The organism is Bacillus gobiensis (genome assembly GCF_001278705.1).
Lineage (GTDB): Bacteria > Bacillota > Bacilli > Bacillales > Bacillaceae > Bacillus > Bacillus gobiensis.
Window position 1 is genome coordinate 4,089,097 of the sequence record NZ_CP012600.1, and the last position, 19,140, is coordinate 4,108,236.

The 19,140-nt window shown below is 40.0% G+C and carries 19 protein-coding genes and 1 pseudogene; 12 read left to right on the forward strand and 8 right to left on the reverse strand.

Annotated elements, in window-relative coordinates:
• Window positions 1–79: 79 nt before the first annotated feature.
• A complete protein-coding gene (locus tag AM592_RS20505; RefSeq protein WP_053605491.1) occupies window positions 80–1,279 on the reverse strand; it encodes an MFS transporter in 1,200 nt (399 codons plus the stop codon).
• Window positions 1,280–1,504: 225 nt separating this feature from the next.
• Here AM592_RS20505 and AM592_RS20510 point away from each other — a divergent pair, with 225 nt between their 5' ends.
• Window positions 1,505–1,843, forward strand: a complete 339-nt coding sequence (locus AM592_RS20510) for a MerR family transcriptional regulator (protein ID WP_225970292.1) — start codon at window positions 1,505–1,507, stop codon at window positions 1,841–1,843.
• A gap of 244 nt (window positions 1,844–2,087) precedes the next feature.
• Here AM592_RS20510 and AM592_RS20515 read toward each other — a convergent pair whose 3' ends face one another.
• Window positions 2,088–2,678, reverse strand: coding sequence for a TetR/AcrR family transcriptional regulator (locus AM592_RS20515; protein ID WP_053605492.1), 591 nt, complete (start codon window positions 2,676–2,678; stop codon window positions 2,088–2,090).
• Window positions 2,679–2,866: 188 nt separating this feature from the next.
• Between AM592_RS20515 and AM592_RS20520 the strand changes: the two genes are divergently transcribed.
• Complete coding sequence (locus AM592_RS20520) at window positions 2,867–3,529, forward strand: nitroreductase family protein (RefSeq protein WP_053605493.1); 663 nt, start codon at window positions 2,867–2,869, stop codon at window positions 3,527–3,529.
• Window positions 3,530–3,642: 113 nt separating this feature from the next.
• On the opposite strand, the gene AM592_RS23835 is transcribed toward AM592_RS20520, so the two are convergent.
• On the reverse strand, window positions 3,643–3,804 hold the full coding sequence (locus AM592_RS23835) for a hypothetical protein (protein ID WP_225970293.1): 162 nt from the start codon (window positions 3,802–3,804) through the stop codon (window positions 3,643–3,645).
• A 364-nt stretch (window positions 3,805–4,168) separates the two neighbouring features.
• On the opposite strand from AM592_RS23835, the gene AM592_RS20525 reads away from it, so the two are divergent.
• From AM592_RS20525 to AM592_RS20545, 5 genes are all read left to right on the forward strand, one after another.
• Window positions 4,169–7,573, forward strand: coding sequence for a phosphodiester glycosidase family protein (locus tag AM592_RS20525; RefSeq protein ID WP_053605494.1), 3,405 nt, complete (start codon window positions 4,169–4,171; stop codon window positions 7,571–7,573).
• Between the two features lie 320 nt (window positions 7,574–7,893).
• Window positions 7,894–8,592 carry a response regulator transcription factor gene (locus AM592_RS20530; protein WP_312883829.1) on the forward strand — a complete coding sequence of 233 codons (699 nt, stop codon included), beginning with the start codon at window positions 7,894–7,896 and terminating at the stop codon, window positions 8,590–8,592.
• Window positions 8,593–9,528 (forward strand): sensor histidine kinase, encoded by a 936-nt coding sequence (locus AM592_RS20535; RefSeq protein ID WP_053605495.1) that lies wholly within the window; start codon window positions 8,593–8,595, stop codon window positions 9,526–9,528.
• 96 nt (window positions 9,529–9,624) lie between these two features.
• The gene (locus tag AM592_RS20540; protein WP_053605496.1) at window positions 9,625–10,548 is read left to right on the forward strand and encodes an ABC transporter ATP-binding protein; all 924 of its coding nucleotides are present in this window, start codon (window positions 9,625–9,627) and stop codon (window positions 10,546–10,548) included.
• Window positions 10,549–10,611: 63 nt separating this feature from the next.
• Complete coding sequence (locus AM592_RS20545; RefSeq protein ID WP_053605497.1) at window positions 10,612–10,968, forward strand: hypothetical protein; 357 nt, start codon at window positions 10,612–10,614, stop codon at window positions 10,966–10,968.
• Window positions 10,969–11,010: 42 nt separating this feature from the next.
• On the opposite strand, the gene AM592_RS20550 is transcribed toward AM592_RS20545, so the two are convergent.
• The gene (locus AM592_RS20550; protein ID WP_053605498.1) at window positions 11,011–11,223 is read right to left on the reverse strand and encodes a hypothetical protein; all 213 of its coding nucleotides are present in this window, start codon (window positions 11,221–11,223) and stop codon (window positions 11,011–11,013) included.
• Between the two features lie 262 nt (window positions 11,224–11,485).
• Window positions 11,486–12,127, reverse strand: coding sequence for a 3'-5' exonuclease (locus tag AM592_RS20555; protein ID WP_098945269.1), 642 nt, complete (start codon window positions 12,125–12,127; stop codon window positions 11,486–11,488).
• Window positions 12,128–12,309: 182 nt separating this feature from the next.
• Here AM592_RS20555 and AM592_RS20560 point away from each other — a divergent pair, with 182 nt between their 5' ends.
• From AM592_RS20560 to AM592_RS20570, 3 genes are read left to right on the forward strand one after another with little or no spacing between them, the layout of a single operon-like run.
• A complete protein-coding gene (locus tag AM592_RS20560) occupies window positions 12,310–12,639 on the forward strand; it encodes a PadR family transcriptional regulator (protein ID WP_053605499.1) in 330 nt (109 codons plus the stop codon).
• Complete coding sequence (locus tag AM592_RS20565; protein WP_053605500.1) at window positions 12,636–13,049, forward strand: permease prefix domain 1-containing protein; 414 nt, start codon at window positions 12,636–12,638, stop codon at window positions 13,047–13,049. The genes AM592_RS20560 and AM592_RS20565 overlap by 4 nt, the downstream gene beginning before the upstream one ends.
• Before the next feature lie 12 nt (window positions 13,050–13,061).
• Entirely contained in the window at window positions 13,062–13,712 is a 651-nt protein-coding gene (locus tag AM592_RS20570) for a hypothetical protein (protein WP_053605501.1), read from the forward strand.
• Between the two features lie 16 nt (window positions 13,713–13,728).
• Here AM592_RS20570 and AM592_RS20575 read toward each other — a convergent pair whose 3' ends face one another.
• Together AM592_RS20575 and AM592_RS20580 are read right to left on the reverse strand one after the other, a co-directional pair.
• The gene (locus AM592_RS20575) at window positions 13,729–14,283 is read right to left on the reverse strand and encodes an MFS transporter (RefSeq protein WP_053605502.1); all 555 of its coding nucleotides are present in this window, start codon (window positions 14,281–14,283) and stop codon (window positions 13,729–13,731) included.
• A complete protein-coding gene (locus AM592_RS20580; protein ID WP_053605503.1) occupies window positions 14,284–15,714 on the reverse strand; it encodes an FAD-binding oxidoreductase in 1,431 nt (476 codons plus the stop codon). It lies immediately after the preceding gene.
• 161 nt (window positions 15,715–15,875) lie between these two features.
• Between AM592_RS20580 and AM592_RS20585 the strand changes: the two genes are divergently transcribed.
• Both AM592_RS20585 and AM592_RS20590 read left to right on the forward strand, forming a co-directional pair.
• Entirely contained in the window at window positions 15,876–16,913 is a 1,038-nt protein-coding gene (locus tag AM592_RS20585; protein WP_053605504.1) for an SEC-C metal-binding domain-containing protein, read from the forward strand.
• A 418-nt stretch (window positions 16,914–17,331) separates the two neighbouring features.
• Window positions 17,332–17,763 (forward strand): annotated as a pseudogene (locus tag AM592_RS20590) (DUF4269 domain-containing protein); the annotation flags it as partial.
• Between the two features lie 66 nt (window positions 17,764–17,829).
• Here AM592_RS20590 and AM592_RS20595 read toward each other — a convergent pair.
• Complete coding sequence (locus AM592_RS20595) at window positions 17,830–19,128, reverse strand: TRAP transporter large permease (RefSeq protein WP_053605506.1); 1,299 nt, start codon at window positions 19,126–19,128, stop codon at window positions 17,830–17,832.
• Between the last annotated feature and the right edge of the window lie 12 nt (window positions 19,129–19,140).

Below are 19,140 nucleotides of genomic sequence, written 5' to 3' on the forward strand. Positions count from 1 at the left end.
TTATAATTTAAAATACATTGTAACGTTTCTAATACATGTGAGAGCTGGATGTCCTGATCTCACATTAAAGCTTGAACCATTATTTTTGAGTGGGGATTTTAATCAAAAGTGATAATATAAAACCGATTCCCAGTAATAGAGCCAGCATTTCAAAGGTTAAGACGTAGCTTCCTGTATTTAATAATGCCACAGTAATAACCGGCCCGATGGAAGCTCCGATAAATAAAATAAACATGTATAGCGTTACAGCCGCTCCGCGTTCTTTCCCTCCGTGCATGCCGACTAACGAAATCAGTGTAGGAACGACAACTGCAATTCCGGCAACAAATACGACAGTCATCCCAATCAGAAAGGCTAGGTTTGAACCAGCACCAAGCATTGCTAAACCCAGTACTGCCGCCAGTAATCCAGTCTTTAACACTTTGCCGAGTCCAAAGGCAGAAACAAATTTGCCGGCAAAGGGTGACAAAAGTATACCGATAATGCCTATGGATCTGATGTACAATATTTCTTGGCCGGTTAAACCAAAATTCGAGCCTGTTAAGAAGCTTCCTAAAGCGGTATACATTCCTACGAAAGTAAACAAAAGCATAAACGTAATCGAATAACAGAAGATCAATGACCGATTTTGCAATAAACGCGCCATTTTACGAAAGGAGTCAGCGATTGTTGATGTTTGGGCAGCATTTGTTTGTTTAGGTATGAACAATGCTGCGAAGAAAGCGGTTATGAAATAAATAGCACCTAATATAAAAAAAACTGAGTTCCAGTCAGATGCTTGACTTACGATGCTGCTTAATACCTGGCCTGCAATGCCTGCCATTAAAAATCCCGTGGTCACAAAACCAATTGTCGTGACTCGTTTTTCTATAGGAAATCGTTCTGCTATATACGCCAGGGCGGCAGGAGCAAAAGTCGATGCAGCAAATCCTTGTATGCCCCGAAGAACGATGATTAACGCTAAGCTATTGGCTAATCCGGTGAGCAAAGTAACGACAGCAAGCGCACAAAGTCCGTATACAATAATTTGCTTGCGTCCATATCTTTCTGAAAGGGTTCCGAAAAATAACAAACCGACGGCGTAGCATAATGAGAATGAACTGCTGGTCCATGCTGCCTGGCCTGGTTCAACATGAAAAACATCTGAGAAAATAGAAAGCAGCGGCAGCATAATATAGAGACTAGAGAGAACGACTAAGCCGCACCAAAACAAAATTAGTGTTATCAGTGGATAAGATACCCGCGTTTTCGCTTCATTAAGATCTTTTGCAATGTCCAATTGTAATGCCTCCTTTTTCTGCTAATCCTTTTTGCCATTCTTTTTTCTGCTCCTCACGAATCATTGCCATCTCGCAATCTCTCCTTATGGAAATTGCTTCACAATGTTCTTTATCTACATTAATTGTAACTAAGTTACAAACAAAGTCAATATATATCGTAATGATTTGTAACGAATCTCCTTTTCATGTAAAATAGTTACGTTAAGTATTGGAGGGAAGATACCGTGACCGATAAATTTGAATCAATGCCATTACTTGATTTTGACTTACTTAAAAAGCTTGTTGTTGGTATAGGTGAAGTATCTGAAATCACTGGAGTTCCGACAAGAAAATTAAGGTATTGGGAAGAAAAAGCGATTATCCAGTCTGAAAAAGATGGCGAAGGCATTACACGCAGATATAATTATTTAAATATAAAAAAAATACTTTTGATTCAAGAGTTACTCGACGAAGGATATACCTTGGATGCAGCAGCAAAAAAGGTTGAAACAAGAATGAAAACGATAAATGATGTCTTTCTCAAATTGACTGAGGCTGCCTCTGAAAATAAGAATGATGAATAAATTGAAAATGCTTTGAAGGAATCGTTTTTCCTTAAAAGCATTTTTTCTTTTGCTTTTAACTTTTGACACAAAGCCTGGTGCCAAAGTTAGCCTAACTCCTCCCCATAGGTAACAAACGCATAGACAGTGTTTCCAGTTGGTCCAAAGGCAGGGGTGGTAAAACACAAGAATAAGAAGACAACAACCGGTGATTCAAGATAATGGTTTCATCTGAACGGGCAGGATAGAGCAATAGCGACAGGACCTATCCCAGCAGTTCTTTGGCTCCGTTCATCACTAAAGGCATAGTCTGTTTAACGAATGATTCCGCACTTATTAGACGCCCCTCATTGTTCCAAACGTAAGCCGCCCCATACATCCCCCAACTTAACATGATAGAAGCTGTATTTATTAAGAATTGCGCGTTTGGACTCGATAGCATCTTGTCTTTGTCTATAAAGGAAAGAAGTATCGTTTGAATTTTTTCCTTTATTTGAATTTCGAATACAGGTCCAAGCGATGCATACCTTCTTTTGCACATAGTGCTTAGACCCTTGTGAAAATCGCATACACCCAGAAAAATACTCTGAATTGTTTCTTCATTTAATACTTCGTGACCGCTTATTCTACGATTTATGATTGTCATAAATGATTCCATTAGTTTGGCCTCAAGAATTTCGAATTTATCTACAAAGTGCGCATAAAAAGTCGCTCTGTTAACAGTAGCCCGCTCTGCAATATCCCTAACGGTTATCGATTCAAAGTCTTTTTCTTGAATTAATGAAGCAAAAGCGTCTTGAAGGAGTCGCCGTGTACGTATCACACGAGGATCAGCTTCATTCTTTTTAATTGTCATGTTAAGATCTCCCCAATAAAACGACATTATAGAAATGGTGTTGTCTATACAACGGTTTATGGTTATTGATGATTGCGTACCATTCGGTTGTTATTATAGCATATAAATACAACAAGTGTTGTTCAAACAACTAATGTTGTAATGAAACAAAATGCTGAATGCCGCTTTTCCAAAAGGAGGAGAGAACCATGTCGGTTTCACTACCGTCGCAAACAATGGAGCACCAACTTTTTTTTGATGTTATTCGAGAACGCCGGTCGGTTCGTAGCTATGATCCCGAGATCAAGATTTCGCGGAAGGAATTGACCGAAACATTGCGGCAAGCTACGCTGGCTCCTTCAGCCGCTAACCTGCAGCCGTGGCGGTTTCTCGTTATCGACTCGCCGGAGCTGAAGCAGAAGCTGCTTCCGATCGCATTCAATCAACAGCAAGTGGTCGAGGCTTCGGCTGTCATTGCTGTACTCGGAGATTTGGAGTGTTATAAATTTGCCGAGAAAATTTACGGAATGGCGGTCGATGCGGGTTACATGCCTGCAGAGACGGCTAAATCGTTCGTGGAACGCTATACCGGCATGTATTCGAGCATGCCGCCCGAGGCCATCCGCCAAAAAGTTTATACCGATTGCGGGCTAGTATCTATGCAACTCATGCTTGTCGCCCGCGCTAAAGGCTATGATACGGTCCCGATGGGCGGCTATGACCAGGCTGAATTTGTAGAAGCGTTCGATATTCCGGAGAGATACGCTCCTGTTATGCTTATCGCTATCGGCAAGGCGACGAAGCCTGGTCATCCGACGGTGAGACTGGCTGTCGATGATGTAGCTTTCTTTAACGAAATACCTATGGAATAACAAAATGTAAAAGACCTTGGCAGCCGCATAAACAACGGGGAGCTAAGGTCTTTTACAGGCTCTACGCATCAGATTCTAACAAGGCGTCGTACAGCTATATTAGCTGGATGGTGCTAGATTCGATTTGGCGACGGGGTATGTTTTAAATATGTGAACATCAGTTCCGCAATTCCGACATTTTTTACTTTTATGGTTACTTCATCTTCACCGGGAGCCGGATAAGGAACTTCCTTGATGACTGCTTCAAATGGTGTTTCAATTACTAGCGCTTTCATTACTAATCCCTCCAATGGATTACCGACTATAATTTCAGATAAAAATGATAAAACAACAATGGGTTCGCTTACATTAGTAGTTTATCAGCTATCAATCATGTATTGTATCTATGAATTCTAAAGCTTTGGCACGTCATTGCATAACAAAACTTAAGATTATACTTGTGAAACAATAAAGTGAAGCTTCAATCAGCGGGGGGGGTACTGCCCGTTAAAGTGGGATAAAATCAGCATTTTATATCTTTTGCTTGAACGAAATTAAAACTTTTCTCAATGTAGATTAATATTTGTCTGATATTCTTAATATTGAAAAATAGCCGGAGCAATCGGCTGTAAATGAGAGAACAGAGGGAGGAGAATAGAAATGGTACGGAAGTGGCTGGTTCTTTTACTTTTATTTGTGTCGATGATGGTGGTTTCAATTGTCCCGTCGGCTCAAGCAGAAAATGCGCCGTCTTCTGACGAGCAACCACGGGCAGCATCATCAGATTTAACAGAACCTGAATCACTTGTAGGTCCAAGTGGAAAAACTCTTGTAACCAATGAAAAAACGACACCGGTTGGGCCAGGTATTGAATTAACGAGTTTCGAGAGGTTTGATCTGCGGGGGTGGTTAAATGGTGAATTGATGACAATTGAGCTTGATAATGAAAACGTTTTTTTGGACCTTCTTTTTCCGGGTGTCGTTTCGTCAGCAAAACCGTTATCTGAAATGGCTAAAACAGCAGGAGCAATTGCGGGGGTAAACGGTGACTTTTTTGATATTAACAATACGCAGGCGCCTTTAGGGGGAGCGATCCAAAACAATCAGCTGCTGAAAGGTCCAGAAGGTTCCCATACGTTAACTGCTGGTATTGATAGTAACAGAATTGGGCGGATTGCCAATCTATTATTAGAGGGAACCGTTACTCTTTCCAACGGCAGCTTTTCTTTAGATGCTTTCAATCAATACGGACTTCCCGCAAATGGGATCGGCTTATACACTTCCGTCTGGGGCTCTAAACAAAGGTTGTCATATGGAGCCTCAACGTATGAAGTAACGATACGGGATGGAAAGGTTACGCATGTTTCCAGTCAGCCAGGAAGCGGTGATATTGAGGAAAACTCTTACGTATTAGTTGGCCGTGAACAAGGGGCAGATATTTTAAAGACCTTATCAATTGGAGACAAGGTGACAGTCGATTATGCACCAAAAGTCGACGGGAATGCACGTATGTCATTTGCGATTGGCGGTAATGTCAAGCTGCTTGAAAGTGGAAATATTCGAGAAAACTTGGACGACAGCTCAGCAGCTCCCAGAACAGCCGTAGGATTTTCAGAGAATGGCAAAAAAATGTACGTAGTTGCCGTAGACGGCCGCCAAACGGACAGCCGTGGAATAACATATAAAGAATTGGCAGCATTAATGAAGGGATTTGGCGCCTACAATGCGCTGAACTTAGATGGCGGCGGTTCAACAACAATGGTTGCACGTAAACCCGGCGCAGAAAATGCGGAGGTTGTCAATCAACCATCAGATGGATCAGAGAGAGCTGTGCCGAACGGCATTGGGATTTTCGCAAAACCGGGCAGCGGAAAACTTAAAGGCCTTGACGTCACACCTGTTTTGGAACAAAAAAACATTGATCTGGTTTTTCCCGGTTTATCAAGAAGCTACAAAAGTGTTGGTTACGATGAGAATTACAATCCAGTTGAGACAGGTTCTATTAAATGGAGAACACGTCCATCTGATATAGGTACGTTCGAGGATGCCGGGGTTTTTCGTGCAAAAAAATCAGGTTCCTCTTTCGTACAGGCACAATCGGAATGGACGAAAGGAACAAGGAAGGTAACAGTCATAGGCGAATTAGAACGGATTGAAGCATCATCTTCGCGCCTGAGTCTTGAATCGGGTGCACAAGAAGATTTTTCTATCGAGGGGTACGATAAAGACGGTTATCGCACATTAATTGAGCCGCGTGATATTACACTAGACTATGATTCATCGGTTATATCCGTAAAAGAATACAAAGATGGCGGTTTTTCGATTGCTCCAAAAAAAGACGGGGGATCAACTGTTATTACGGCAACAGTTTCTGGTCATAAAACATATCTTCCAGTTACAATTGGTCTTTCAGAAAAAAAAGTATCGGACTTTGAGAGTACTGCAGGATGGTCTTTTACCAAATACCCTGCCGCTGTCGATGGATCAATAGAGACTGTTCAAGGGAAAAATGGACAAGGACTGCAGCTTAATTATGATTTCTCCACTTCGACCGCTACGCGTGCTGCTTATTTACAAGCAGACCCAATGCTAGAGCTTCCGGGAGAGGTGCAAAAGATTGGGCTGTGGGTACATGGAGATGGAAACGGAGCTTGGCTTCGCACGATCATTAAAGATGCTGCAAACACAAGCTATACGTTAACATTAGCAAGCAAAGTGGATTGGAAGGGCTGGAAATATGTTGAGGCAACGGTTCCAGAAGGAGTACGCTATCCGGCTAAGCTATGGCGCATCTATCCGGTGGAAGCGAATAAAAATGCTCAATATGCCGGAAGTCTAATTTTCGATGATCTCGTTGTTAAGGTGCCGCCGGAAGTTGAGGAGGTTCCAAAACAATCTCAGACACCCGATCCGCTTATTATTCAAAACGGGAAAATCCAAAGCGATCGTTGGAAATTTGCTGTCCTGGCAGATAGCCAGTTTGCTGCAAAATCTCCTGACAGCCAACAAGTACGGATGGCTCGGGAATCTCTTCGCCAAATCGTGAAAGTAAATCCGGATTTTCTTGTAATCAATGGAGATTTCGTTGATACGGCTTACAAGGAAGATTTTGAGCTAGCGGAAAAAATTTTGAAAGAAGAAGTCGGGGACAAGCTACCTGTTTATTATATCCCAGGGAATCATGAAAGAATGGGTACAGACACATTGGACAATTTCTTGAACGTTTATGAAAAAAACCGTTATACATTTGACCATAAAGGGACACGAATCATCTTGCTTGATTCATCTGCAGGAAGCTACCGTACAAGTAATTTTGAACAGCTGATCCATTTGAAAAAATCACTTGAGGAAGCCGCTGATGATCCAACGGTCAAACAGGTTGTTGTGATGGCACACCATCCGACCCGTGACCCGCTCCCAACAAAAAACAGCCAGCTGAACGATCAAAAAGAGTCGGAATTACTTGAACAATGGTTAACTGCTTTCCGCCAAGATTCAGGCGGGAAAGGTGCGATTTATATTAGTGGACATGCTCATACCGTTCATAGTGAGCGTGTAGAAGGGGTACCGTATATGGTGGTCGGACCCGCCGGGAAAATTCCTTATGGATCAGCGGATGAAGGCGGATTTTACTCATGGACCTTGTTTGGTGTTGATCCAAAAGCTGGACCTGACAGAGTATTCGGTCCGGAAAAAGCTTCATTAGCCAGTAAAAAAGCTGATCGAAGCTGGATCCAGGCTGAGGTGAGACCGATGCTAGAATCGATTACAATGGATGCGCCATCTGCCATCAATGCTGGCGAAACCGTTAAAATCAGCGCTTCTGGCCATCAAGTTGGAGATCTCACAGTGCCTCTACGTTATCCTGCAACCGTAACTTGGAACGGCAGCGAGAACGTCTTTGTTGGCACAGGTCAAAAGTTAAAACGAGCAGAAGTATCCGGGCGGTACGATGCCGCGTTTAATCCGGAGAAGGGAGAATTAAAAGCTCTTCGTAAAAGTAAAATTACATTGGAGATTGAAGCGAACGAAAAAATGACTGAAAAAGAAATCGTCATTCATTAGGTCGAGACAAATAGAAAAACATACTAAGATTAGCAGCACAGACCACGGCCATGGTCTGTGCTGCTATTTTTATAGTAAAAGTGAAGAATAGGTCGTGACAGCCCCAGAACCTTGAGTTCATATTAAAAAAACTGGTCTACTTCACTGTCAATCACAGGATTCAATTTGTCCAACCAATACAGTGACAAAAGCAAAAAAGAGTAAATCTAAGTGATAAAATATTGTTGGTAAAACATCTCTTAAAATATGGTATTTTTAAGAGGTATTTTTTCAAAACGTAAGTATTTATATTAGTTTTTCATGAGAGGTGCTATTTTCAGGTGCAGAAAACGATTTTGCTTGTTGAAGACGATCCGTCGATTAGTAATATGGTAAAAAAGTATTTAAGTAATGAGGGTTTTAACGTTGTATGTGTTTTTGATGGCGAGGAAGCAGCAAGAGTCTTTATGCGCGAACAATATGATTTAGTATTGCTCGATTTAATGTTGCCAAAGTTATATGGCTTAGATCTGCTTCAAATGGTGAGAGCAAAAAGCTACATCCCGGTCATTATTATGTCAGCTAAAGAAAGTGAAGTGGATAAAGCGCTCGGTCTTGGGTTTGGTGCAGATGACTACATCACAAAACCATTTTCGATGATTGAACTGGCAGCAAGAGTGAAAGCGGCCATAAGAAGATCTACACAGTACATAGAAAGTGATACGCTGGTAAGAAAATCAGTCATTAAAGTACATGAGATAGAACTGGATACAGAGAATCATCGTGTGATAAAGAACGGCGTTGAGATCAACTTAACATCAAAGGAATGGAAGATTCTCTGTCTGTTTTTTGAAAATCAGAAAAAGGTTTTTACAAAAGAACAGATTTATCGTTCCGTCTGGAGCGATGATTACTATAGTGATGAAAATATTATTAACGTGCACATAAGCCGTCTGAGAGAAAAAATTGAAGATACCACATCCAAACCTGCTTATATTAAGACACTATGGGGGATTGGGTACAAGCTGGGAGAATTTTAAATGATCACTATATTAAGCTGTGTCATTATAGCTCTTCTTTTCTGGAATATCTATCAATATCAATCAAAGAAGGCAAGAGATAGGGATATTACTTATATAAAAGATAAACTTGAACAGATGAAAACCTCACAATCAAGTCAGAAAATTCTCGTCGTAACTGCTGATAGGCAACTTATCGACATGCTTGATCTGTTAAATCAACTCGCAGGTCATCATCAAGAAAAAGAACGTCAGTATAAAAAAATGGAAGCCTCGATGAAACGGATGTTGGCAAACGTTTCTCATGATCTGAAAACACCGCTTACCGTGATCGCAGGCTATGTTGAAATTCTTCAGAACCAACCTCAAATTATTGAACAAGAAAGAGCGCGTTTGCTGGAACAAGTACATACTAAAACAATAGAACTCATTACGTTAATGAATACATTTTTCGACTTGGCCAAGCTAGAGTCTGGAGATAAAGATATTCCGCTAGAAAAAGTTAATTTAACTGAGATCTGTAAAAATAACATTTTATTGTTCTATGAATGGATCCAAACAAAAGGTCTGGAAGCTGTTATCGAGATTCCAGAGAAACCTATTTTTGCACTTGGCAATGAGGAGGCATTAAACCGAGTATTAAGTAACCTGATTTCAAATGGTCTTCGCTATGGTGCAGATGGTAAGATGATCGGTTTAAAAGTATTTTGTGATGAAACTCTTGTCTATGTTGAAATCTTTGACAAGGGAAAAGGGATTAATGAAACCGAGCAGGAACGTGTATTTGAACGGATGTTCACGCTTGAAGAGTCAAGAAACAAAGCATTCCAAGGCAGCGGTTTAGGTTTAACTATTACAAAAAAGCTGATTGAAGAGATGCAAGGAGAAATTTCAGTACAATCGAAGTCATTTGAAAAAACGTCATTTACATTTTCATTAAAGCGTCTTAATAAGTAGCTCGCTTATTTCTTAAGATTTTCGTAAGAATTATGACAGAAATAAGCAAGTATCTCCAGGTAGAATAAAGACAATTAGAAAACGAGGAGGGCCATCATGGATTATGTTGTACAGACAAGAAATCTAACAAAAACATTCCAAGGACATGATGCTGTATCTAACGTAACGATGAATATTAAACAAGGTGAAATTTACGGGTTTATTGGACCGAATGGTGCGGGTAAGTCAACGATCATGAAGATGCTGACAAATATGATTAAACCTTCACATGGTGAGATTACTGTCTTTGGGACGCTATTAAAACACGATTCATTCGATTTTTTAAAGAGAATAGGCAATATGATTGAATATCCTATTTTTTATGAAAAAATGACCGCACTAGAAAATTTAGAGCTTCATTGTGCGTACATGGGATATCATAACAAACAGGCGATTCGAGACGCTTTGGATCGGGTAGGTCTGGAAAATGTAGAAAATAAGCGGCCTAAGGACTTTTCACTTGGGATGAGACAGCGTCTTTGTGTCGCAAGAGCGATCATCACAAAACCAGAATTCTTGATTCTAGATGAGCCTATTAACGGACTGGACCCAGCTGGAATTAAGGCTATGAGAAAGCTATTCAAAGAGCTAAATCAAGAGTATGGAATGACGATATTAATTTCCAGCCACATTATTGGTGAAATTGAGCAGATCGCAGACACAATTGGCGTCATTAAAAGCGGCAAACTGATTGAAGAAGCGTCTATGGATACGATAAAGGCGAGAAATACAGAGTACATTGAATTAGTGACAAGTGATCTGAGAAAAGCAGCTATGGTTCTGCATGATAAATTAGGTATTAATAACTTTAAGGTAGCAGGTGATCAAGTCATTCGCGTGTATGCCACAGAAGTACCTCAATCGACCATTTCAAAGACATTAATATTAGAAGATATCAAAATAGAATCTATTGATAAGAAAAGGACAACCTTAGAAGAGTATTTTATAAAAAAAGTTGAACTCGATCAGATTGTGATTTAAGTCTTGGCGTAAAAGAAGAATTTTCATTAGAATAAATGATCAGTTACGGGAGGGTATATCAGTTTGTTTCATTTAATAAAACTTGAGTTAAAAAAGAATAAATTAGGATGGTTCATAAAGGGTGCTATTCTTGCAAATATAATTATCCTTGGCTTTTTATGCATGATTCCGGCAATTGAAATGAGTGAAGGGGAGCAGACATTCAAAAACTTTACAGATTTTTTTACGATAAGCGGGGCTTTTGTGAGAAGTGTGTTTATTGTATTTGCCGCAGTACTCATTTCAAAAATGATTATTGATGAGTTTAAGAATCGAACGATGCTTGTCATGTTTTCGTATCCGATCAATCGAAAAAAAAATCTTGAGTGCAAAATTAATTCTTATCTTCTCAATGACATTTATTACACTAGTAATCTCTAATATAGTGGTGATTACTGGATTTATGGGCTTGAATCAAATTTTTCATTTAACTTCTGTAATGCGTTTAACGATAAATGATTTTTTTGCGGAGATCATTCGCATATTGATGTTTAGTTTGGCATCTGCAGGTGCAGCACTCGTACCATTATACTTCGGGTTGAGAAAATATTCAGCGCCAGCAACGATTGGTTCATCGCTATTAGTCGTTTTAGTAACAAGTTCGAGTTCTTCGGGTTTCTCATTAGCGAATATCATTTATATACCACTTAGCCTAGCAATAATTGCCCTTGGTATTGTTGCAGGGGCGATTCGGAAGATCGATCGGATTGATTTAAATTAAGTTGAGGTTGTTAAGTGATCAGATACTAAGGAGGAGTAATTGCACAGATTACTCCTTAAAATAACTTGCGATTGCACCTTTCTTTCGAATAATGATCCGTTTGTGGAAACCCCCTGTATTGGCTGTGATGTTCCCTCATCCCTATATAGTCTGATTTTCTTTTCATCATTATTTTTTTTAAAACAAGCGATAATTTGTCTGTGATCTGGGCTTGAGCCGCTTAGTTGTTTTCGGCGCTGAAGAAGATTTATACCCTCCTGCATACAAAAGCCCTTTCTTCAAGGAAAGATGGTTTAACACCTCATCATGATTTACCGCGCTAATTGTTTTGCTGATGTGCTGGAAAATAAGCATCGCCGCCTTTGCATCCTCGAGCGCATTGTGATGCTGGAACGAAAATTCTAGTATTTCCGCTATGGTTGAGAGTCTGTGATTGTATAAATCTGTCCAAAACCTGCGTGCCATTTGCATCGTGCAGGAGTACTCAAGCTCAGGGTACTCCAGGTTGTATGTATCCAATGTTTTTCGCAGTACACTAAAATCAAAGCTCGCATTATGGGCGATGACAAATGAGTTTTCTAAGAGGGGACTGATCTCGGGCCAAAGCTCGTCAAACGTAGGTTTATCTTCTACCATATTGGCATTGATGCCGTGAATTGATGTATTAATGGAGTGGAACCAATTGTTTTTCGGGCGAATGTACCATTCTTTCTCCAACACTACTTCTTTCTCTTCGTAAACGACAACTCCTATGGAACAAGCGCTGTCCCTGGCCGCGTTGGCAGTTTCAAAGTCAATCGCAACTGTTTTCAAGTCCATTTCATCCCCTTACTATTCGTCGGCATTTTTCTACTAGTTTACCATATACCAGCAGTCTTTGAATGGACTAAGTCCTTTAATTTGTTAATAACAATTTTTTCAAAAATTACTTTGACAGATAGAGTAATATCCGTTATGATTACTCTATCAGATAGAATAATGTTAGAACGGAAAGGAGCATTATGATTAGAAGCGATATTATTCGCGGGCATTTAGATTCCATCATCCTGCGGCTAATCTTAGAAAAAGACCAATATGGCTATGAAATATCAAAAGAAATCAGTTTGCGAACTGACAATCGATTTCAAATTAAAGAAGCGACTCTTTACGCCGTATTTCAGAGGCTGGAAAAGCGGGAATTAATCGAGTCCTATGTCGGGGGCATCTCACATGGCGGCAAAAGAAAATATTACCGAATCACCACGCTGGGCATTGCTTATTTAAAAGAAACCGTAAAAGAATGGCATGAAACGAAAGACATTATAGATCTGTTTATGGAGGGAATAGAGTGATAAAGCTAAGCAAGCATATCGACCAATTATTTAAAGACGTTCCGGACGGGGAACAAAAGGAAACGATTAAACAGGAAATTTTGCAAAACCTTGAGGAGAAGGTTCATGATTTAATGATGCAGGACAAGGAAGAGGAGGATGCGATTAACAAAACCATCGTTGAATTTGGAGACATCGAAGACATAAAAAAAGAACTTGGAGTCAAGGAGCATATCGAGCAAAAAACTGAAAAAAAAGATATGTCAAAATTGAATTTGGGCTTTTCTCTATGGGGGAGCGCTTTGATCATTACATTTTTCATTTTTCTTAATTTTTACTATTCTCCTGAGACGATTTGGTTTGTTTATCCTACATTTGGTGTATTGTGGTGGCCGCTTGCGATGTTTTTTGCTTGGGAGCGGACAAAGTAAGGGGGAATTAGGATGGAAGAAAAGAATCGCTTAAATGCTGCAACCGCTGGCACTGCATTAATGATCGCATTTTTAATGTTCGTAAATTATTTGACTAGCCCTCATGTCATATGGTTTCTATATCCATCGTTGGTTCTTCTGTTATTGACAATGAGCTTGAGCTTATGGAAGAAAAAGCAGCCAAAACTGCTTTCTCTTCTTAGCAGCACTATAATCATTCTGTTTTTTATTATAAATAATATGTTGTATTCGCCTGAACATCCTTGGTTTTTATATGCGATGTTTCCCGTGCTCTGGTGGCCGATTGTTTTGTATTCAGGAAACTATGCAGAAACGATGCAGTTCGCCCTGATTGGAAGCGGAATAACTATTCTGTATTATACTTTATTGAATGTATTCCTTTCTCCACAGTACCCTTGGTTTATTTATCCGGCATTCGCAGTACTTTGGTGGCCGATCGGACTATATTTTGGGACAAATAAGAAATTTTTTGCTTTATCCATTGTTGGAAGTTCACTAATAATCATTTTTTTCATTGCCGTTAACGCCTTTTCTTCACCTGAAACAGTATGGGCAGTATATCCAATTTTTTCAGTGATTTGGTGGCCGCTCAGCCTTTATTATTTTTCTTTTAAGAAAAGTAAAGTTAACTCGATTAATTAAGCTGTCTAATAGGCTGTCAGTCAGTAGTGTTCTTTTCTATCCCCAGCGACAGACAGCCGCTAACAAAAAAGAGAACAGAGCTCGCGTAAAAAATAAAATGGATGGTGAAATAATCGGCTAAAAATCCGCCGAGTATGATCGCAGCCGCTGAAAAGATAGACGTCCAAAAGTGGTAGTTTCCTATTTTTGTTCCTCTTGGTGCGCCATCGGTCACATCAGCGAGAAGTATTTTTTCTCCGTGTTTTTGCATAGAGCCAAACAACCCTAACAATATTTGAATTGTGTAGACCTGGCCGATCGATTCGATATGGGGATAAAAAAGAAGTAGTATAGCCATACCCCATGCATGGCCGCTTAAAAAATAACGACTGTCCACTCGGTTCGATAGTTTCCCAAGAACCGGATGGATAAGGGCTGCGCTCATTCCGAACAGCCCGTAAGAAAAACCAAATTGAGTATAGCTTGATCCTACATTCTTAAGGAAAAGAATGTAGAACGGAAATATCAAACTGCTTGCAAAAAATATGCCGCTCTGAGAAAGAACGAGCCATTTCAGTCCATTGTGCTTCATTTATTTATACCTCTCGTAAAAATAGTTAGTAAATCGTTCTTCAGGATCGTATTGAAGCTTTTTCTTAAAAAATTCATTCTTTCGCGGATAAGCCTTTTCCATTTGCTCATTTGTCGGATAGTTCATGTACGGAAGGTAGTAGCTTCCGTCATGGTTCAGCGTGACGTCAATCATTTTTTGGACGATTCTTTCGGTCTCGGTTCGTTCCGCGGGTGAAAGTCCTTGATTAATAAGAAGCACGAGCGCAAACATATCCGATTTCGCATAGGAAAGCACAGCATTTTCGTTTTTTTGTACATAACGGATGGTAATATTGACAAGGTTAAATTCTTCAGCTGACAAAGCGGACCTCAGCTCGTCTATGTAGGCTTCAAAATGATCGACCGGCACAAAATACTCTTGAAGTACATCCGTATTGCTTTCATTTTCATATTCCAAAAACTTAGATTCTGATCTCATGACGTTATTTCTCGTCATCTGTTTCCCGCTTTCTTTAATAAAATGGGATTTTTGCAGATTCCAGAAAGCGTCTTTTCCGAAATCGTTATTCCTTGCCAGACCAAGGGAAAACTTAGTTATCCCTGTCAACTCATCCTCTTTAAGCTTGTTGTAATTACCGAGCGCTGATTGATCGGTCAGCACATAGTCCGTAACATACATTTCTTTTAAAAATGAGGATTTTGCTGTAGAGATTCTTGCAAGATGCATGCGCACATCAGGGCGATTCAGCACATTCTCTTTAAAATAATCGGTATATTCCTTGTAATCGAGCTCTCTGCTATTCATTGCATACAGCTCATCGTCGGTTAACTCAAGCTCGACGTCTAAAATGACTCCGAATAACCCATATCCTCCAAGTACGAGAGAAAACAATTCATCGTCTCTGTTCACTGTAATGATTTTTCCATCGGCGTTTAACAGGCGGAAGGAGCGGACCGTGTCAATTAAAGAGCCGTATCGGATATCTCTGCCGTGTGCGTTTACGCTGAGAGAGCCTCCGATCGTAAAGATATTTTGTGATTGCATCACTTTTACCGCAAGGCCGTAAGGGTTTACCGCTTGCTGAATATCATTCCAAGTCGCTCCGCTTTGAACGGTAATCGTTTTATTCTGTTTATCGATCTCGAGAATTTTGTTGTAGCCTGTCATATCAAGCACTATGCCATCTTTATAGTATGTGTGGCCGCCCATGCTATGCTGCTTACCTGCAATCGAAACCTTTAAGTTCTTCTCTTTTGCTTCTTTAATCGTATCTAACAAAGTCGCTTCGCTGCTTCCATCGGTCACTTGTTTTACTTTGACAGGCATTAGGCGGCTGACATCCGTCATGAGAGCCGGATCTTGTACATTTTTTTCTTTCTGTATCGAGTAAAAAAACATCGATAGATAGAAAACCAAGATGATCCCGATTACTATCCATTTTTTCTTCATGTGATCTCACCACTTTCTACCTTTCCTAGTAACTATTGTACGTGACTTTATTAAATTTTTTAAGGATAGGTTTCTATTATTTCAGAATAGTAACTCTTCGTACGTAAGCTTTTGATTTTTGTTATACTTTTGGATAGAACGTTTGTTAAGAGGTGTTTAACTTGAAAGTAAAAAGAAATGCTCCCTGTCCATGCGGAAGTGGGAAAAAATATAAAAAATGCTGTGGGAATAAGGTACTGGAGTTTCCAGGTATAATCGCAGTAAAAGAAGCAAATGAGCTGCAGGATGAGCTTCATCGGTTTGCCCATGCAAATTATAAAAAAGAAATTACTCGTTTTTTTGAAGAAGATGGATTTAAAAATACGATTCCTTCAACTGATGAGAGAGAAGGCTATTATCACATACTGAGTATTTGGTATTTCTTTTTTGAGAATACAAAGCTGGGAAATACCATATTTGAAGAATTTTTGCAGAGGAAAGAATCGCAAATCACTCGCAAGCGTACATACGAGATTATGGAATCCTGGAGGAATATATCCCCCTCATTATTATTGGTAAAAGAGATCAACCAAACCGTTGTTTCGTTTGAAGATGTGATTCAAAAAGACGAGATAAGGATCGACCTGGCAGAATATTCGAACTCCGTTCCTGAAAAAGGGAGCCTGGTTGCCGGATGTCTTGTGCCAATGGGCAATCAATTCGATTTCTTTTTGCAATTCATTGAATTTCCAAAGGAAAAAACGGAGGAGTTAGTTAGTAAGGTATATTCAGATCTAAAGGCATATCTAGATAGTGAAGGACATGCGGACAAATATTTGAAAGAAAAGTTTAACAAGGTACTGAAAATCCTTTTTTCCAAGGAAGAGGAAACTCTTATGCCATTATCTATTGAATGGAGAAATGACAAGGAGTTTCAGACAGCTGAACTCATTAAGTCAAAATTAAAAGAAGACAATATTGCTAAACAGCTAATCCCAGAAGCATTGGCTCTTTGGGAAATGTATTGTCTCAACGCCATGCCGACTATACGCAAACCTGAATCATACGCAGCAGCATTGGAATATTTCCTTTACCTGTTGCCGAATAGTCCTGGGCCGGTCTCAAAAGCATTTATTGCAAAAAAATACGGTGTTTCGGCTCAAACAGTGACAAGGCGTCTGGGAGATTTAGAAGAGGTATTTGAAAAAGCAGTGATTTAAGGTGACTTTCAAACTGGATGATTCGGTTGAAGCAGGAAAAAGTCCTTTTAAAAGAACGATGAAGCTATAGAGCAGAAAGAATTATCCACTTACGGTGGTGTTCCGGTCGGGAAGGAGTCAGGATTGAAATTGGATAGATTCCATACCTGTAAAAAAGGAGTTATTATGTTCAGGAATGTTGAATATTTGAAATCCGGGAATGTAAAACAACGGAATGCTTATCAGGTGATTAAGAATTTAGGAATTATGAAGACTTTATCCCGCATTAACGGGCAGTAAGTCCCTCACCTCAAGGCTTTCAATCATCGAAGAAGTCTAGGTAGGGGATCAACTGCCCGTAAAAGCCCGATTGGTTCACCTAACAATCAGTGGGGATGTAAAAAACCCCACTGATTGAAGGTTCACTTTATCTGATTATCATCCGATATTGTGCGGTACATTGCCAATTGGAATTGATATTGAAGGTTCAGATTTAGATATTATTATGGAAGTGAATGATTTTAATCGATTTGAAAATAGAGTGATAACCTTATTCGGAGATAGAGAAAATTTTAAGCTTAAAAGGGTTGTAATTAGAAATATTCCCGTGATCAAAGCCAATTTTTTATTAGAAGGGTTTGAATTTGAGCTATTCGGCCAGCCGCAGCCTTCCAATCGTCAGTATGCTTATCTGCATATGATCATAGAAAACGCCATAATGGAAAAATGCCCGTCTATAAGAGAGAAAGTGATAAACCTTAAAAAACAGGGGTTTAAAACTGAGCCTGCTTTTTGTACAGTTTTAAGGTTAGATGGTGACCCATATGAAAAACTGATTGAATACGGAAAAGCAAACGGGATGATTGATTAAGACAAAGTAAAAAAGCTTGAGGAATGTAAACTCAAGCTTTTTTTACTTTCCATAAGGACACAATCCTTATCTCGATAAAATCAAATCAGGCAGCAGCATGCTAAGCTGTGGGAAGTATGTCACGATTAATAGAACAACAACGAGAGCCAAATAGTACGGCATCAGAGGTTTAATGACATCCTCCATTTCGACATTTGCGATGCTGCATCCAACAAACAGCGGTCCTCCCACAGGCGGTGTGATATTGCCGATGCAGAGGTTCAGGATTAAAATAATACCGAAATGAACGGGATCAATGCCAAATTCCGTTACAATCGGGAGAAAAATAGGAGTAAAAATCAGGACCGCGGGCGTGATGTCCAAAAATGTACCGATCAGTAAAAGGACGACATTCATAAGCAGCAAAATAATGATGGGATTATCAGAAATACTTAGCATAGCTTCCGTGAGAGCCTCAGGAATCCCGGTAAATGACATAACAAAAGATAGGCTGGCAGATGCTCCGATTAGCAGCATGATAATCGAAGTGAGTTCGACTGACTCTTTAACAATTGAAGGAATGTCTTTCAGCTTTAAGGTTTTATAAAACATCGAGAGTATGAAGGAGTATAGTACGGCGACAGCGGCTCCTTCTGTAGCTGTGAAAATACCTGCGATAATTCCGCCAATGACAATTACGATTAATAATAGGCTTGGAATCGCTTCAACAAATACTTTGAGTCCTTGCTTCACGGTTAGACCGCTTGAAACCGGATAGTTTTTCTTTTTCGCGATGATATAAGACACGATAATTGTCGCAAGACCCCAGAGGATTCCAGGCAGGTATCCGGCTAAAAACAGGGCAGCGATTGATGTTCCTCCGCTAACAAGGGAGTAAATGATCATCGTTCCGCTCGGCGGTATTAACAGCCCTGCAGAAGAGGATGCGATGTTGACAGCAGCCGAGTACTTTCGATCATAGCCTTCCTTCGATTGCATCGGTGTCATAATGCTTCCGATAGCTGCCGCTGAAGCAACGGATGAGCCGGAGATCGAACCGAACAAGATATTACCGATAACGTTCGTGTGATCGAGTGATCCCGGAAGTCGTCCGGTCAACACTTTGGAAAGATTGATGAGCCGAACGGCAATGCCGCCATTATTCATAATTAGCCCGGATAAAATAAAAAACGGGACAGCAAGCAAGGAAAAGCTATCAAGTCCTGAGATCATTTTCTGGGCGACAGTAAAGATCGACACATCAAACGGAAAAATAAACATCATTGTGACAATTGAAGCAAGCCCTATACTAATGGCGATAGGGACTCCGATCATAAGCAAAATTGTAAATGATAGGATTAAAATCAGCCCTGCGATGAAAGCCATGTATTCTTCTGC

Coding starts and splice junctions, on each gene's coding strand:
- AM592_RS20515 (WP_053605492.1), bottom strand. CDS start 2,678: ATGACAATTAAAAAGAATGAAGCTGATCCTCGTGTGATACGTACACGG.
- AM592_RS20520 (WP_053605493.1), top strand. CDS start 2,867: ATGTCGGTTTCACTACCGTCGCAAACAATGGAGCACCAACTTTTTTTT.
- AM592_RS23835 (WP_225970293.1), bottom strand. CDS start 3,804: ATGAAAGCGCTAGTAATTGAAACACCATTTGAAGCAGTCATCAAGGAA.
- AM592_RS20525 (WP_053605494.1), top strand. CDS start 4,169: ATGGTACGGAAGTGGCTGGTTCTTTTACTTTTATTTGTGTCGATGATG.
- AM592_RS20535 (WP_053605495.1), top strand. CDS start 8,593: ATGATCACTATATTAAGCTGTGTCATTATAGCTCTTCTTTTCTGGAAT.
- AM592_RS20540 (WP_053605496.1), top strand. CDS start 9,625: ATGGATTATGTTGTACAGACAAGAAATCTAACAAAAACATTCCAAGGA.
- AM592_RS20550 (WP_053605498.1), bottom strand. CDS start 11,223: ATGATATTCGCTAATGAGAAACCCGAAGAACTCGAACTTGTTACTAAA.
- AM592_RS20555 (WP_098945269.1), bottom strand. CDS start 12,127: ATGGACTTGAAAACAGTTGCGATTGACTTTGAAACTGCCAACGCGGCC.
- AM592_RS20560 (WP_053605499.1), top strand. CDS start 12,310: ATGATTAGAAGCGATATTATTCGCGGGCATTTAGATTCCATCATCCTG.
- AM592_RS20570 (WP_053605501.1), top strand. CDS start 13,062: ATGGAAGAAAAGAATCGCTTAAATGCTGCAACCGCTGGCACTGCATTA.
- AM592_RS20575 (WP_053605502.1), bottom strand. CDS start 14,283: ATGAAGCACAATGGACTGAAATGGCTCGTTCTTTCTCAGAGCGGCATA.
- AM592_RS20580 (WP_053605503.1), bottom strand. CDS start 15,714: ATGAAGAAAAAATGGATAGTAATCGGGATCATCTTGGTTTTCTATCTA.
- AM592_RS20595 (WP_053605506.1), bottom strand. CDS start 19,128: ATGGCTTTCATCGCAGGGCTGATTTTAATCCTATCATTTACAATTTTG.